The sequence below is a fragment of the Paenibacillus tengchongensis genome, assembly GCF_008973665.1.
Classification (GTDB): Bacteria; Bacillota; Bacilli; order Paenibacillales; family Paenibacillaceae; genus Paenibacillus_AQ; species Paenibacillus_AQ tengchongensis.
In genome coordinates this window covers 33791-49841 of the sequence record NZ_WACP01000024.1, presented here as the reverse complement: position 1 = coordinate 49841, position 16051 = coordinate 33791, and the positions used below count along the sequence as shown (strand labels likewise).

13 protein-coding genes are annotated in these 16051 nt (G+C 57.1%); 10 read left to right on the top strand and 3 right to left on the bottom strand.

From position 1 onward, the window contains the following. Positions 1-435 precede the first annotated feature (435 nt). On the bottom strand, positions 436-1635 hold the full coding sequence (locus tag F1381_RS27310; protein ID WP_151737966.1) for a Fe-Mn family superoxide dismutase: 1200 nt from the start codon (positions 1633-1635) through the stop codon (positions 436-438). Positions 1636-1850: 215 nt separating this feature from the next. Next, a complete protein-coding gene (locus F1381_RS27305) occupies positions 1851-2807 on the bottom strand; it encodes an alpha/beta hydrolase (protein WP_425495302.1) in 957 nt (318 codons plus the stop codon). Between the two features lie 382 nt (positions 2808-3189). Here F1381_RS27305 and F1381_RS27300 point away from each other — a divergent pair, with 382 nt between their 5' ends. Together F1381_RS27300 and F1381_RS29320 are read left to right on the top strand one after the other, a co-directional pair. Continuing rightward, entirely contained in the window at positions 3190-3933 is a 744-nt protein-coding gene (locus F1381_RS27300; RefSeq protein ID WP_151737964.1) for an IclR family transcriptional regulator, read from the top strand. Between the two features lie 190 nt (positions 3934-4123). Further along, the gene (locus tag F1381_RS29320) at positions 4124-5872 is read left to right on the top strand and encodes a helix-turn-helix transcriptional regulator (protein WP_425495301.1); all 1749 of its coding nucleotides are present in this window, start codon (positions 4124-4126) and stop codon (positions 5870-5872) included. Positions 5873-5969: 97 nt separating this feature from the next. Here F1381_RS29320 and acnA read toward each other — a convergent pair whose 3' ends face one another. Further along, positions 5970-8714, bottom strand: a complete 2745-nt coding sequence (acnA, locus tag F1381_RS27290; protein ID WP_151737963.1) for an aconitate hydratase AcnA — start codon at positions 8712-8714, stop codon at positions 5970-5972. A 236-nt stretch (positions 8715-8950) separates the two neighbouring features. Here acnA and F1381_RS27285 point away from each other — a divergent pair, with 236 nt between their 5' ends. From F1381_RS27285 to def, 8 genes are all read left to right on the top strand, one after another. Next, the gene (locus tag F1381_RS27285) at positions 8951-9982 is read left to right on the top strand and encodes an amidase domain-containing protein (protein WP_151737962.1); all 1032 of its coding nucleotides are present in this window, start codon (positions 8951-8953) and stop codon (positions 9980-9982) included. A gap of 19 nt (positions 9983-10001) precedes the next feature. Then, positions 10002-11093, top strand: a complete 1092-nt coding sequence (locus F1381_RS27280) for a D-alanine--D-alanine ligase (RefSeq protein WP_151737961.1) — start codon at positions 10002-10004, stop codon at positions 11091-11093. A gap of 50 nt (positions 11094-11143) precedes the next feature. After that, positions 11144-11461: a hypothetical protein gene (locus tag F1381_RS27275; protein ID WP_151737960.1), complete on the top strand. Its 318-nt coding sequence runs from the start codon at positions 11144-11146 to the stop codon at positions 11459-11461. After that, positions 11458-12465, top strand: coding sequence for a UV DNA damage repair endonuclease UvsE (uvsE, locus tag F1381_RS27270; protein WP_151737959.1), 1008 nt, complete (start codon positions 11458-11460; stop codon positions 12463-12465). Before F1381_RS27275 ends, uvsE begins: the two co-directional genes overlap by 4 nt. 142 nt (positions 12466-12607) lie before the next feature. Beyond that, positions 12608-13492 (top strand): inositol monophosphatase family protein, encoded by an 885-nt coding sequence (locus tag F1381_RS27265; RefSeq protein ID WP_151737958.1) that lies wholly within the window; start codon positions 12608-12610, stop codon positions 13490-13492. A 15-nt stretch (positions 13493-13507) separates the two neighbouring features. Then, on the top strand, positions 13508-13768 hold the full coding sequence (locus F1381_RS27260) for a hypothetical protein (RefSeq protein ID WP_151737957.1): 261 nt from the start codon (positions 13508-13510) through the stop codon (positions 13766-13768). A 146-nt stretch (positions 13769-13914) separates the two neighbouring features. After that, positions 13915-15201, top strand: a complete 1287-nt coding sequence (locus tag F1381_RS27255; protein WP_151737956.1) for a stalk domain-containing protein — start codon at positions 13915-13917, stop codon at positions 15199-15201. Between the two features lie 140 nt (positions 15202-15341). Further along, positions 15342-15902: a peptide deformylase gene (gene def, locus F1381_RS27250; RefSeq protein ID WP_151737971.1), complete on the top strand. Its 561-nt coding sequence runs from the start codon at positions 15342-15344 to the stop codon at positions 15900-15902. Positions 15903-16051: the final 149 nt, after the last annotated feature.

Sequence of the window (16051 nt, the reverse complement as noted above, 5' to 3'; positions counted from 1 at the left end):
TATCCATTAGAGGCTCCTTTGTAAGGGGGTATGGACAACGTGCCTACCTTCTTACAATAGAGTTTTTTCTATTTATGGACAGTTAATTTATACCATTTGATAATGTCAGCTTTTATGCAACGCTAGTGGCCAAAATCCACTTAGTTTCTTTAATGATGTAGTTTCAGCATAAATAGGTGGCAAAAATCCAATTAACGTGCGGGTTCCCGGCCTTCGTCTGTTACCGCCGTCTCAGTTTTTTCTCTAGATACATCCAAACAACGTATTTTGTAGTAACAGCTCCTTTCGCATGTAGCTCTGAAATGGTGGTTCCCACTTCCATTTCAACTTACGGTGTGCGAACAGGGGCTGCCTTTCGTTTATCATAACTAGTACCGGCCCCGCAATGTACCTGAATCCGCATCACACAGCAACATACTGCTCTGTGGAGCTGTTTCAGTATGGCGGCCAGACCAGCTTGCGGGCGGCGTTGTACCGTTCGGCGACAAAAGGCCAGTTAACCACCTTCCACCAATCCTTGATGTAGTCGGCCCGGTTGTTCTGGTGCTTCAGATAATAGGCATGCTCCCAGACATCGAGCGCGAGCAGCGGCACGACATCCCATTGCGACAGGTTCTGATGTTTCTCGGCCGTCAGAACCTCCAGCCTGCGGCTGCGCGGGCTCCAGACCAGGATGGCCCAGCCGCCGCCTTCCACCTTGTTCGCCGCTTCGCTGAACTGGGCCTTGAAGGCATCATAGCTGCCGAAGCTGCGTTCAATCGCGTCCAGCAGAGCTCCGGTAGGTCTGCCCCCGCCCTGCGGCGACATTACATTCCAGAAGATGCTGTGCAGGTAATGTCCCGCCCCGTTAAAAGCGAGCTCGCGCTCCCAATGCTTCACCAGGTCGAAGTCGCCGCTCTTGCGCGCTTCGGCCAGCTTAAGCTCGGCTTTGTTCAGGCCGTCGACATAGCTCTGGTGATGCTTGTCGTGGTGGATGCGCATTGTGGTCTCGTCGATGTACGGCTCAAGCGCATTATAGGGATACGGAAGCGGGGGCAGTGTGTGTCCGCCGACTGGAACAGTCCCTTGATCGCGGACATCGGTGAACGGCAGAGACGGCGCTGCAGCGTCACCGGCATGACCGATATGACCAGCATGACCAGCATGATCAGCATGCCCAACTGCCTGATAGCCCTGATTTTGTGTCGTCTCAGTAGAGCGTACAGCATCCTGTACCTCTGGAGCCAGAATTTCCAGATGCTCCGTAAAATGCTGGGACTCACGGATAATATGCAGGATTACAATTCCCGCCAGCGGACTCGCGCTTACGGCGGCGCTTGCTTCCTTCAGGGCCATCAGCTGCCGGATAAATTCGCGCGACTGGGCCCTTGCCGTACGGAGCAGCTGCTCCGCTCCCGCCTGCAGGCCGGAATGTCCGGCGTTCTGCTGGGCCTGCGCCGCTCCGAGCAGCAGCCGTACCGCCTGTTCCGTGGCGCCCAGCACGGCGGCCCATTCATCCAGCAGTTTGACATAAGGTGCCTCAAGCTGCGGGACAACCGCTTTGATGATCTCAGTGTGTTCTTTCTCCTGCTGCTTCCAGAATGCTGTCTCCTCCAGTGCCCGCACCGGCAGTGCAGAACCGTTAGCATATGCCATTACAGCGTTACCTCCCCTCATACTCTCATCAATGGTTGATTATATGAGCGGAGAAGGCGGGTTATGAGACGGGAAGCAGGCGCAGAATAACCGTGCTGGAGGATATGCAAGAAAGCTGGGGGGCATGCCGCAAAACCGGCGGACAAGCCAAAAAGCCCGGCTGCCATGGCGGTAAGCGGGCTCTTTTGCAGGCGCACTTGCTGCACCTCTGCGGTTCACTTATCGGACTGTTCGGACGTATGCTCCGCGGCTAAATGTACATTGCCGAGAAAAGCGGACACACGCCGCAAATACTCGCGCGGATGCTCGCGGAAGATCAGTTCATGGTGGCTGTCCTCGACGATCCAGGAATCGGAGTACGGATTGCTTTGATTCGCTGCCAGCTCCTCGGCAATCGGATAAGGGGCTTTGTCATCCTGCGTACCGTGCAGGAACAATGTCGGAAACGGGTAATCCATCGCCTTCACTTTGGCATAAGGAATTTGGTCCAGCCCTGTGCCGTTCAGCACAGGGAACAGCAGCTCCATAATCTCCAGCGAGGGATGGCGGGGCAGATTAATATTTTGCCGGATGTTATGATACAGCGTGTCAGGCTCCAGCAGGAAGGAGCTGTCGAGAATCATGGCGTCCACATCCTTGGTTACAAGACCGGCCTGGAGCGCAGTGCCGGCGCCCATGGAGAAGCCCCAGACGACAATTTCCTCGGCTCCCCGTTCCTTGGCGAGATTGATGGCGCCGAGCAATTGCTGGGATTCTTTTTTGCCGCCGGTAGCGACGTCTTTGTTGATCTGGGCTGCGAAGCTGTAGTCGAACATCACCACATTATAATTGAGGGTGTGGGCATAGTGCGCCAGATCATACATCGGCACCCACGTCTCTTCGCGGTTGGCGCCGTAGCCGTGGCTGAAGACAATGGTTTTGGTGGAGCCGGCGGCCGGAATGTACCAGCCCTGCATCATCCGGCTGCCGTCCTGTGCCGGAAAGTTGACATCCTCGTATTCGAGGCCCTTAGCCAAGTAAGGGTTGGAGTACAGGGGGGCCACCGTCGGATTGGACAGCACCCAGGCGATATAGGCATGCAGCGCAAGAAAACAGAAGGCAAAAAAGAAAAATACAGACAGCAATAATGAAAGAACGATATGTTTGAAGCGGATCATCCGCAAGGAAAGCATCGGTGAGCCGGGGCTTTGTTCCTCAGAGTTTGGTGAGACCGGCGCGCTGCTTCGGGTTGTAGCTACATCCATAGGGTCCACTCCTCAAAGTTTGGTGAGCATCGGCGACTTGGAAATCTTTTTGCAACACTTGCGTCGGAGGTATACGCTTAGTTTTGTAAGCAACCTAATTTAATCAAGTAAATAGTTTATATATTTAATCGTAGGGTCAGGACAGGGCAAAGTCAACGCGATTGCCGCTTTTGTAATCGAACTGTAAAATGTGCTCCAGCCTTTACCGTTCCGTAAACAGACTGGACTTTCCCGGGAGTTTTGCTCTAAGATAGAGTTGTAAATAATGTAACCGGGTTTCATATGATGAAACAGGTAAGGGGAGATTGCCGTGGAGGACCGCAAGCTGACTGTACGTGCCGTGGAGCGTGCGCTTGATATACTGCTTTGTTTTACGCAGACCAGCGATTTAAGCCTGACCGAGATTGCCGCCAAAATCAATTTACATAAAAGCACCGTGCACCGGCTGCTGACGACACTGGAGGAGAAGGGCTTCCTGCAGCGGAATGAAGCCACCGATAAATACCGGCTGGGCATCCGCATCTGGGAGCTGACGACCCATCTTCCGACGCTGGATGAACCTGCCGCCCTGCTGCTGCCGGCGATGGAGCGGCTGCGTGACCGGCTGGGTGAAACGGTCAGCCTGTATCTGCGGGATGATCTGGAGAGGGTCCGCATCCAGGCAGTGCAGAGTCATCAGGCCATCCGCCGGGTAGCGCAGATTGGCGCCCGGCTGCCGCTCTCTGTAGGCGCTTCAAGCAAGGTGCTGGCCGCTTACGCCCCCCAGGAGGTGCAGCTCCGGCTGCTCGCCGACCCGGAGTGGCCCGAGTCTGTGGACCGCAGCTCCTACATGGAACAGCTTAAGGAAATTACCCGCCGGGGCTATGCTACGAGCTTTGAAGAGCGGGAGCCCGGGGCGGCGGCAGTGGCGGTGCCGATTGTCGGCCGCAGCGGCAATGTGGCAGCCGCGCTCTCGCTTTCGGGACCTGTCAGCCGATTGTCGCGCGAGACGCTGGAGGAGTATGCCGGTGTATTGCGGGAATACGCAACTGAAATGGGATTAATGCTGAGATAGACGGGGTAAAGGTGTTATTTTGTCGAATTTATCGGGTAATTATGGATAAACGTGGCATTTATTCATAACGGATACCAGATAGCCGATTTGAATCTCTTAGGGAAATACACTATTATACATTCTATACCTTGGTATGATTTTCAACTGCTGATAGAGATGGATAGCGGTTATTCCAGGCAGAGGTGATTCTATGAAAGCTATACTGCCAGATGCATTAAAGAGAGAGATTGAGCAGCTTCAGGACGCATTCAGCGTGGGTCTGAGCCAGGCGATCATGCTTATGGACCAGGACGGAAACCGGCTTACCCGGCCGGCGCTGCCATCAAACCTGTGTAAGAAGATTTACGAAATCCACGGAATTTTCAACCGCCCATTCGAATCGTCTTTACTCGGGATGGGCTCCTTAGCGTTGCAAACGGTTTCTAAAGAATGGATTCCCGGTCTGAAGTATATGGTAACGTCGCTGACGGCAGACGATGGACGAAGGTATCACCTTTGGTCCGGCTTGTATATAGAGGAAGGTGCCAGACATGAGGCGCTTAAGGCCTTTGCGGAACGGTTCCGGGACCATCCCGATTATACGCAGATGAGCGCTGAGCTGGCCGGTATGCCGGAGCTCGGCCACAGAAGCATGGCTGAAATGCGCGATAAAACAGCAGTGCTGGCAGGAATTATCGGAAAGCTGCTGCCGGTCAATCCGGCAACGCGCGAAGGGCGGATGCGCCGGGAGGAACAGCGCAGGCACGGCCTGCTGGTGCTGTGGGAGGCCGCGAGACAGCTGCCGCAGGCAGCTACAGCACAGCGTCTGGGCGGACAGCTGCTGGAGCTTGTGGCAGGCCTGCCGTGCCGGGAGACCTCAGCGCTGGTATATATGGCCGGGCAATTGCCGCAAGACCGGTGTTACTCCCGGGGATGGGAGACTGGCCCGCAGCAGATGTACATCAGCGATTTGGAAGCTCGCTATTCCCCGCAGTCTTTTCTTTCCACGGCGATTCTCAACAGGTCGTCCGGTGGTCTGGTGCTGGAATGTCCGCTGGTTGCCGAGGGGCTGTTCAAGGGTGTGCTGGCCGTAGGCTTCAGGCAGCCGGATGAAGCGGAGGAATGGCGGACTTGTCTGGAGGCCGTCGCCGCTACGGCGGGATCGGCACTGCTGCTGCTGGAGCAGAAGCAAGAGAAGACCCGGCAATCGGCGGCGATTCTGACGATACTGCATGAGTGTTTGCGTAATATGAATGCCGATCTGCAGCAGCTCTCGCTGGCTGCTTCCGAGCTGGCCTTTGATTTTGCCCGCTATCTGGGTTATCCCAAAGAGCAGGCTGTACTGCTCAGGCGAGCCGCCTTGCTGGCCCCGTACCGGACCAGTTACCTGGATACCCTCGGATTTTATAAGGACGAAAGTGAATTGCTTAAACAGATTGACCGGCTATCGCCCGGGGAACGAAATGATTTCGAGCCGGCGCTGCCGCTTCAGGCCCAGGTACTGGCGCTCGTGCTGGCGCATAGTGGAACTTATACCGACCGGGAATTGCTGGTCCAGGGGTTATGGGGACATTCGGTTGATGTATCCCGGTTCAGCCTGAATGTGGAGGCCGTATCCGAAATCGGATCCGAGCCCCGCACAGCTTTCCGTGCTTTCTTGCAGCAGAGAACAGCGGGCCTGCCGGAACGCAGGCCGAATCCTGCGGCAGGCCTGATCGGCAGCGCTGCAATGAAATCGCCGAAAGAGGAGTGGGGAATCTCTCCCCGCGAAGAAGAGGTGCTGGAGCTGATCGTCCAGGGCAAGACGAATAAAGAAATTGCCGCAGCTTTGTTTATAAGTGAGCATACGGTCAAGAATCATTTAAGCCGGATCTTCCACAAAATGAATGTCACTGACCGTTCCCAGATTATCGCCCTCGTCTATAAACGCATATTGAACTCGGAGCGCGCCAAGGTATAACCGGTGCATCCGGCCTAAAGTAAAGCAGCCCCGGTCACTCCTCAAAAGAGGAGTAACCGGGGCTGTTGTTGTCATAAAGTAGTTGCAGGCAGAAATGTTATTCGAGCGAAAGCGCCGACTCCGCTGAAGCCGCATCCGCCAGCATTTGACGCAGTACGGTCTGCAGAATGCCGCCGTTACGGTAGTAGTCGATATCGACGGTGCTGTCCAGACGGGCTGTTACAGGGAAATCGAATTGCGTGCCGTCCTCGCGGGTCGCGGTAACCGTCAATTCCTGTCCGGGCTGTACTTCATTGTCCAGTCCGGTGATATTGAAGGTCTCGCGTCCGGTAAGACCCAGACTGCTCCAGCCGTAGCCTTCCTGGAACTGCAGCGGCAGTACACCCATGCCGACCAGATTGCTGCGGTGAATCCGCTCGAAGCTCTCGGCGATGACTGCTTTGACGCCCAGCAACAGCGTTCCCTTGGCTGCCCAGTCACGCGAGCTGCCGGTCCCGTATTCCTTGCCGGCGATGACGACCAGATTCTGGCCGGCCTGCTGATACAGCATGGAGGCGTCGTAGATCGACATGACCTCATCGCTCGGCAGGAAGGTGGTAACCCCGCCTTCGGTGCCCGGAGCCACCGCGTTGCGGATGCGGATGTTGGCGAAGGTGCCGCGCATCATTACTTCGTGGTTGCCGCGGCGCGAGCCGTAGGAATTAAAGTCGGCGCGTTCCACACCGTGGCTGCGCAGATATTCGCCTGCCGGTCCGGAGGTAGCAATGTTGCCGGCCGGAGAGATATGATCAGTCGTGACTGAATCACCAAGCAGGGCCAGCACCCGGGCATTGGTGATGTTCCGGATATCGCCTACGCCATCTGCCAGGTTCTCGAAGAACGGCGGATTCTGGATATAGGTGGAATTCTCATCCCATTCATACAGCTCGCCTTCCGGCACCGGAATCGAGTTCCAGCGTTCGTTCGCCGTGAAGACATTCTCGTATTTGCGGCGGAACATATCCGGGCTCAGCGAAAGGCCGATCGCTTCACGGATTTCCGCGGATGTTGGCCAGATATCCTTCAGGAAGACCGGCTGGCCTTGCGGATCGTATCCGAGCGGCTCGGTCTGGAGGTCAATGTTCACTGTGCCCGCCAGTGCATAAGCGACGACCAGCGGCGGTGAAGCCAAGTAGTTGGCTTTGACCTGGGCATGGACGCGGCCCTCAAAGTTCCGGTTACCGGAGATCACGGCGGCAACCGTCATATCGTTGTCGGCAATCGCCTGACTGACTTCATCCGGCAGCGGGCCGGAGTTGCCGATGCAGGTGGCGCAGCCGTAGCCTGCAAGATAGAAGCCCAGCTGTTCCAGAGGCTTCAGCAGATTAGCCTTCTCCAGGTACTCCGTAACCACAAGGGAGCCCGGGGTAAGACTGCTCTTGACATAGCCCGGCTTAGTCAGCCCGCGCTCGACAGCTTTCTTGGCCAGAAGGCCCGCTCCCAGCATGACGCTCGGGTTAGAAGTATTGGTACAGCTTGTAATGGCTGCGATAACAACCGCGCCAGTGCTCAGTGTGCTGGTGGTGCCGTCTTTGTGGCTGATTTCCACCGTCTCGGCAATCTTCTCGTCGCTGAGGCCATAACCGCCTTGGGCGACAGGCGTGCGGATGATGCCCGTGAAGTTCTCTTTCATATGAGTCAGCTCCACACGGTCCTGCGGACGCTTTGGTCCGGCAAGGCTCGGTACGACCGATGCCAGATCCAGCTCAATAATATCGCTGAAAACCGGGTCCGGCGTATCCGCGGTACGGAACATGCCTTGCGCCTTATAGTAGTCGCCTACCAGCTGAACCAGCTCATCCGGCCGGCCGGTGCTGCGCAGGTAAGCCAGAGTCTCTTCATCCACAGGGAAGAAGCCGATGGTCGCCCCGTATTCCGGGGCCATGTTGGCGACCGTAGCACGGTCCGCCAGACTGATGTTGGCCAGACCCGGACCGAAGAATTCGACGAATTTGCCGACGACACCCTTCTTGCGGAGCATCTGGGTAACGGTCAGGGCCAGGTCGGTCGCCGTAGCACCTTCGATCAGGCTGCCGGTCAGCTTGAAGCCGACGACGTCCGGAGTGACAAAATACAGCGGCTGGCCGAGCATCCCCGCTTCCGCTTCAATGCCGCCTACACCCCAGCCTACAACGCCGAGGCCGTTGATCATCGTGGTGTGGGAGTCAGTGCCGACGAGGGAATCCGGATAGACGTAGGTTTCGCCGTCGACCGTCTTGGTGGCTGCTACCGAAGCGAGATACTCCAGATTAACCTGATGCACGATCCCGGTCGCCGGAGGAACGGCGCGGAAATTGTTGAAGGCGGTCTGCGCCCAGCGGAGGAAACGGTAGCGTTCCTCGTTGCGTTCAAATTCCACGTTCATATTGTATTCAAGCGCATCGGCGGTGCCGAAGGCGTCAACCATGACAGAGTGGTCGATGACCAGGTCTACAGGGACCAGCGGGTTAATCTTCTTGGGATCGCCGCCGGCTTTCTTAACGGTATCACGCATGGCTGCCAGGTCGACGACGACGGGAACGCCGGTGAAATCCTGCAGCACAATGCGGGCGGGAATAAAGGGGATTTCCTTATTGCGGTCAATGTCGCCGGACCAGCCGGCAAGCTGCTTCACATGCTCATCGGTAATCGCCCGTCCGTCGTATTGGCGGACAGCGGCTTCAAGCAAAACTTTGATCGAGAACGGCAGAGTCGAGATCGTTCCCACTCCCTGCTCTTCCAAAGCATCAAGGTGATAATAGCGGTAGGTCTTGCCGCCGGACTCCAGACTCCGGGTCAGCGAATACAGATCCTTGCTTGGCATAAATGCGCCTCCTTGTTTCATCTAGTGAAACCATATTTCAATATTATCAATTAACTCAAGTATAACGGTTACAAGAAGGGGAGTAAAGTTTTTTTTGCTGCCAATGTACCCATATTTACCGGCCCTGCTCCGCTCCTTACTGCCTGCAGCGGGAATCGGTCGGATGCCGTATAGCCGCGGAATCTTCCTCATATATATAGGACAGCAGCCAATCAGGGAAGAAGGGCGGGAATGAAGTGGAGCAGGATTGGAAACAAAGTCTGTATGTGTACGTGGATCAGGTGAACAAAGGACGGGTCGCCCCGGGCTCGGAGCCGCGCCATTCCGCTGTCAAGGACCCACGATTCCTCGTGGCGCAGGGCGAGCGATCCCGTCGTCTGGCGCAGTGGTACAGCTACAGGGGAATTACTCCCCTGCGCGGGGAGACCGGGGTGCGGACCGTGCGGACGGTGCGGCAGAATCCGCATGAGGTTGTGGCGGATGTGGCGCTGCACAGCGCTTTGTATTACGAGAAAGGCGGGATCACCCAGCGGGAGGATGTCATTGAAGCGGAGCGCCTGACCTTTGTACGCGGGAAGGAGGGCTGGGAGATCGCCACCGTTGAGCGCAGCGTGCCCGAGCGCAATTCACTGCGCCGTCCGGTGCCAACGGAGCCTGCGCTGCGGTTCTCCAAGTGGGGGGAGCCGCTGGCCGAACCGCAGCCGTCCCAGCCGCTGCTGAACCGCAAGGTTCTGCGCGGCGGCGCCGGCGGCACCAGAGAGGTCCGCTACCGCCGCGAGGAGGCCGTAGCCTATGCCGACCGCTGGTGGAAGGACGGCAATCCGGAGTTTGAGATTTTTGAAGTGGACTGCACCAATTATGTCTCCCAATGTCTCTTTGCAGGGGGGGCGCCGATCCACTATACTGGTAAAAGAGAAACGGGCTGGTGGTACAAAGGCTACAACGGAGCCCAGGAGTGGTGGAGCTACAGCTGGGCTGTATCGGACAGCCTGCAGCACTATTTGAGCGCGGACCGCCCAAGCGGGCTGCGCGCCGAGGCGGTGGAGCGGGCGGAGCAATTAATGCTGGGCGATGTCATCCAGTATGACTGGGACGGCAACGGCCATTATCAGCACAGCACGATTGTCACGGCCTTCGATGCTGAAGGGCTGCCGCTGGTGAACGCCCGGACGGTCAGCAGCCGGCACCGCTTTTGGGATTACCGGGATTCCTATGCCTGGACCGACAAGACGGCCTATCGTTTTTTTCATATCAATGACTACTTATAATCCGGAAAGAGGTTAAGGCATGGGTAACGCAAAATGTACCGTGGGCTTGGTATACGGCGGCAAATCGGGAGAGCATGAGATTTCGCTGCAGACTGCCTTTGCGGTAATGAACGCTTTTGACTACAGTAAATACGAGATTATTCCTTTTTATATTACCAATGAAGGTCTGTGGAGAATGGGGGCAGTCCTTCAGGCGCCTTACGGTAACATCGAACTGCTTAAGCTAACAGAAGCCTCCGGCGATACGGGGGCAGCGCTGAATGCGGTATTCGCCGGAATCAGCGGGGGCGGACAGCAGATTGATGTGATGTTCCCACTGCTCCACGGCACCAACGGCGAAGACGGAACGATTCAGGGATTGTTCGAGATGGCCAATATTCCTTACATCGGTGCCGGAGTGCTGGCTTCAGCCGCCGGGATGGATAAGGTAGTCATGAAGAAGCTGTTTGCCGAAGCCGGGCTGGAGCAGTGCAAATATTGCTATTTCAGCGCCTCCGCGTGGAAGCGTAAGAGCCATGAGCTGATTTTCGGCGTGGAGGATAGGCTTGGTTACCCTGTTTTTGTCAAGCCGGCCAATCTGGGCTCCAGCGTCGGGATTTCGAAAGCATCCGATAAAGAAAGCCTCATTAAGGCTGTAGAGAATGCCTTCCGTTATGATACCAAGGTGATCGTTGAGGAATTCGTCGATGCGCGCGAGGTGGAGGTAGCCGTTCTGGGGAATGAAGAACCGGAGGCTTCCGTTCCGGGTGAAATCGTCTCCTCTGGTGAATATTATGATTATGCGGCAAAATATATCGACGGCAAATCACAGATGCTGATTCCGGCACCGGTCGATGCCGAAGTGGCGGACCGCCTGCGCGAGCTGGCGATTTCGGCCTTCCGGGCGATCGAGGGCAGCGGCATTACCCGTGCAGACTTCTTCGTGCGCCGTTCCGACGGCCGGATTCTGATCAACGAAGTAAACACGATGCCCGGCTTCACGCCGTTCAGCATGTATCCGTTGCTGTGGCGGGAGACCGGCGTAACGTATCAAGTGCTGCTGGACCGGATGGTCGAGCTGGCGCTGGAGCGCTACCGGTTCAGACAGAGCCTTACTTTTGACAAAGAATAAACTCTATCATTAGCGCGGCGGGCTTTCGGGCCGGAAAGGGGCAGGGAAACATGGGATTTCAAACGGAATTCAACTCAGTCTGCAAATTCAAGAATGAACAGGAACTGTACGAACTGCTGGAATACGGACGCACCAAGATGGTTAAACAGGGCTTCCGTGTATATCCTACCGGCCAGAAGGTCATCGCTTATACCCCTGGGAATATCGCTGTGGCGATTGTCAAAATTTCTGCTTCCATTGCGGAGATCAACTTCCAGGGCAATGAGGTCACGGCGGTCGAAATGGAGCTGGTGCGCAAGCTCACCGAGGAGGAATCCCGGGTGCAGACGGCGCTGGCCGAGGAAATGTTCTTCGGAGAGCAGCGATGATCGTCCGGTTCGGCTATGTGGCGATGTCGACCGTCATCAAAGACTGCTCGCCGTCCAAGACCATGACGATGGCGAGCTTCAGCAAGCTGGGCGACCGCGAAGCCGGAATACGGCGGCTGGAGAGCATTGCGAAGCAGAATCTGCACAATACGCTCCGCCTGCTGCGGCATAATGCCGCTTCCGATATTAAGGTGTACCGCCTGACGTCCAAGCTGATTCCGCTGGCGACCCATCCGGAGCTGTCGGACTGGGACCCGTTCGCCGCACTTGCGGAGGATTTCGCGGAAGTCGGCGCATTTATCACTAAGCACGGGATGCGGACTTCTTTTCACCCCGATCATTTCACGGTGCTCAGCACCCCCCGGCCGGAGGTGCTGATAAGCTCCGTGCGGGACCTGAAGCATCATACAGATATGCTGTCGGCCATGGGGCTGCCCGCAACCGCCAAGAACAATATTCATATTGGCGGAGCTTACGGGGACAAGCCCTCGGCGGCGGCCAGGTTCCGGGAGCATTTTGCGGAGCTGCCTGCCGTGCTTCAGGAGCGCATGACGCTGGAGAACGACGATAAGACGTTCAATGCGGTCGAGACGCTGGCTGTATGCCGTGAGCTGGGCCTGCCGATGGTGCTGGATATCCATCACCAGTGGGTCAACAATGAGGGCGAGCTTCCCTGGGAGCTGTGGCCGGACATTTTCCGCACATGGGAGAGCAGCCTGGCCCGGGCCGATCTTGCACCCGCCGAGGCGCTGCCGCCGAAGATTCACGTCTCCAGCCCGCGCAGCCCCTCTGATCCGCGCAGCCATGCCGATGGTGTCGAGCCGGCGCCGCTGCTGGCCTTCCTGAGACGCATCGCGGCTGATACGCCGGCGGTGGATGTGATGATCGAGGCCAAGGCCAAGGACGGGGCGCTGTTTGAACTGATGGAGACGCTGAAGGAAACCGCGCGGAGCGGCAGCGGAATAACGGTATTAGACGGGGCCAGCATCAATATTGAACCGTAAACCGCGCCAAACCCGGAGCTAATTGCAAAATACGTGCCAAGTTCCGACTTGATAAGCGCTGCAAAATAAGGTACGTTGAATGAAACTTACGGCAACGCCAGATCAGAATCGCATAGATGCTTGAGGAAAGCGGAGTGAAGAGATGAATTCGTTAAATCCTGAGAACCGGAAGGAACGGGAGCCCTATGTGGTAACAAGCAAGGGCTATACGGCTGTGGCAATCAATGCGGCGGCCAAGGCGGGGGAATGGATCAAGAGCAGACAAGGCCAGGTGAAGGAACTGGGCAGCAAGACTTCGGCCCAGGATCTTGTTACAGAGGTGGATAAAGGCGTCGAGCAGATGATCCGCCGGCTGATCCTGACCCATTATCCCGACCACGCCATACTGGGAGAAGAGGGTGTCGAGCCCGGAGCGGATAATGTCGCCTTTGCTCTGGAGGAAGCGCGGAAGCATGAATACCTGTGGATTGTCGATCCGATTGACGGCACGACCAATTTCGTGCACGGATTCCCTTTTTATTGCGTATCCATAGCGCTGGTCGTGAACGGCGAGCTGACCGTCGGCGTGATCTATGATCCGATCCGTGACGAGATGTTCGTTGCCGAGAAGGGCAAGGGGGCTTACATGCACGGTATTCCTGCAGCCGTATCGGCTGAGCGTGAGCCGGGCAGCAGTCTGATTGCCATGGGCTTTCCGCCGGACCGCGTATTTGCCCAGCCGGCCAATATGGCGGGGCTGCAGCACATTCTGCCGCAGGTCCGCGGCATCCGTGCCGGCGGCTCGGCGGCGCTGCATTTGGCCTACGTGGCCATCGGCCGCGTGGACGGTTATTGGGAAGTCGGCCTCAGTCCCTGGGACTGCGCGGCAGGCGTGCTGCTGGTGCTGGAATCCGGCGGCCGGGTAACCGATACGCTTGGCAAGGCTTACGATATCGGGACGCGGCATGTAGTAGCGAGCAACGGCGGGATTCATGATTTTCTGGTGACTGCGCTGAGCGAAGCGAAGGGTACGGGATTCGAAGCGTAAGGAGGACATGAACCGATGAGTGAACGGGAGGATCTTGAGCGCAAGCTGAGCGAGCTGCTTGAAGACGGAGAGATGGAGCAGGAAGACCGCAAGGCGAAGGAGCTCCGCCAAATGTCGGCACCTTACGAAATCCGGATCCAGACCATACTTGACCCGATTGTGGAGGAGACGCTGCGCTACCGCAGAATTGCTTCGGAACTGGATGACCGGTATGATAAATACCTGGAACGGGCGCTGGGCAAGGGCATAAAGCCGGAACCCGAAGACAAGCAGTAGCCGGCCGGCGCCTGGTTGCAGCGTACAGAACGAAGCGCAATAAGCGCCGACAGACAAGGGCGGTTTCCCTGAAGCAGGGAAGCCGCTCTTTTGCGCGGACCGGGCGGATGATAGAATGAAGATATCACCAAATTGGGAGGGGTACGATGCAGAGAGGTTGGAGCAAAGCAATGAAAGCCGGCATCAGCGGTATGCTGCTGATTGGCTTATGGACCGGAACGGGAGGCGGCACTGCCGGAGCCGCCGGGACAGCCGGGGCAGCCGGACAGGATGTCTTTCGCATCGTAGCGCTGGGGGATTCCATTACGGCAGGCTATGAGCCGGGAATGACAGATGTAAATGTGAAGCCGTACGGCTATGCGGAGCGGCTGCTGGAGCAGGGCTGGTATCATGGGCGAAGCGCAGTCAGCAATTATGGCATACTCGGATTAACCTCGGCGGGCCTGCTTCATTATACCTGGGCGATTAAGGATGGTACGGCAACCACGGCCGAGGCCATCCAGGCGGGCTTGCCCGATCCGCGGATCGGTTCGTTCGCCGCCGCGGTGCCGCAGGTCAAGGCGGAGCTGGCGGAAGCCGATCTGATCACGATTACCATCGGCGGCAATGATGTCAGCAGCCTGTTCCTGCATGCCAGGGAATTGGCGGAAGCCGATTTCCAGACGCAGCTGACGCAGCGGCTGGCGGACTACAGCGCTAATATGAAGGCAGCGCTGGACAATATCCGCGCCGTCAATCCGCAGGCCACGATTCTGCTGGCGGACCAGTACCAGCCGGCCCCGCAGATTGCGGTTAAAGACGTGTACACGAAGCTGATGGACGCGGCGGCAGACTTTACAGCCACCGCCAAGGATGTCGTCGCGGAGGCCAACCGGACGGACGCGCCGGTGATGCTGGCTCCTGTAGCGGCGGCTTTTGCCGGCAGGGAGATTTCGCTTACTTATATCTTCACGGCGGGAACCCCGGATTTCCATCCGACTCAGCAGGGGTATGAGACGATTGCCCGGGTATTCTCCGAGATGCTGTGGGGCGAATACCGTACGCCTTCCGCAGCGGCCTTTGCTGCTGCTTCCACGCCGATGTCAATTGTAGTCAAGGGCACGGAGCTGAATACGCCGAACAAGCCGATCCTGAAGAACGGCCAGAATTTCCTGGCGCTTAGAGATATCCTGAACGCCATGGGAGCCACCGGCAAATGGGACAACAAGACGGCCAGCGCCACTGTCGTCCTCGGAGACCGCACGGTTGTCATTACCATCGGCGCCAAGACGATGAAGGTGAACGGCGCCGATGTCGCACTGGATACACCGGCCTTCCTGCAGAAGGTGGGCAAAGAAGACAAGACCTACCTGCCGCTGGCGGCTCTGGCCACCGGACTCGGTTTTGATGTGAACTACAGCAGCAAGCTGCGAACGGCGTTCATCAATCCGTAGAATCGCATAGAATAACAGTAAATTATTTCGCCAGGCGTCTGCAGGGCTTGCATGAAAGCCCGAATGGCTAGCGTCTATAAGGCGAAGGTGGAGGAAAGCAGTTGTCAGAAGCAAAGTATAAAGCAGGCTATATTATCACCATGGACGACATCCTGCGCGAGGGCCATCCTGTGCTCCGCAGCGTGGCGGAGCCCGTAAAGCTCCCACTTTCGCAGGAAGACCGCGAGACGCTGGAGTGCATGATGCAGTTCCTGAAGAACAGCCAGGACCCTGAGATATCGGCTAAATACAAGCTGCGCTCCGGCGTCGGACTGTCGGCTAACCAGATCGGGGTCGCCAAACGGATGTTTGTCATGTTCTCCACGGATGAGAAGGGCCGGATTGTCGAGCATGCCTGGGTCAATCCGAAGATTGTCAGCCATTCACTGGCGATGGTCTACTTGCCGGAGAGCGAAGGCTGCCTGTCTGTGGACCGTCCGGTGCAGGGGTTTGTGCCGAGATACGAGTCGGTGAAGGTCAAGGGGTACAATCTGGACGGTAAGGAAGTCACGATGAAGTTCAAGGGCTACCAGGCCATCATTATCCAGCATGAGATGGATCATCTGGACGGCGTGATGTTCTATGACCGCATCAATCAGGAGAATCCGTTCAAGCTGCCGCAGGGTGTGGAAATCCGCAGCCTGTACGACCAGAAGAAATAAGAGGCGCGGCGATTGAAGTGACCCGGTTACGGTTCATTTTGCTCCCGCGCTGTGTACGAATAAGTGTGAACAGAAACCGCCCCGGGTCAATGAGTTGCCCGGGGCGGTTTTTGGGGTGGTGCGCCCGGCCAGCGGGAGCCGAGAGCTTG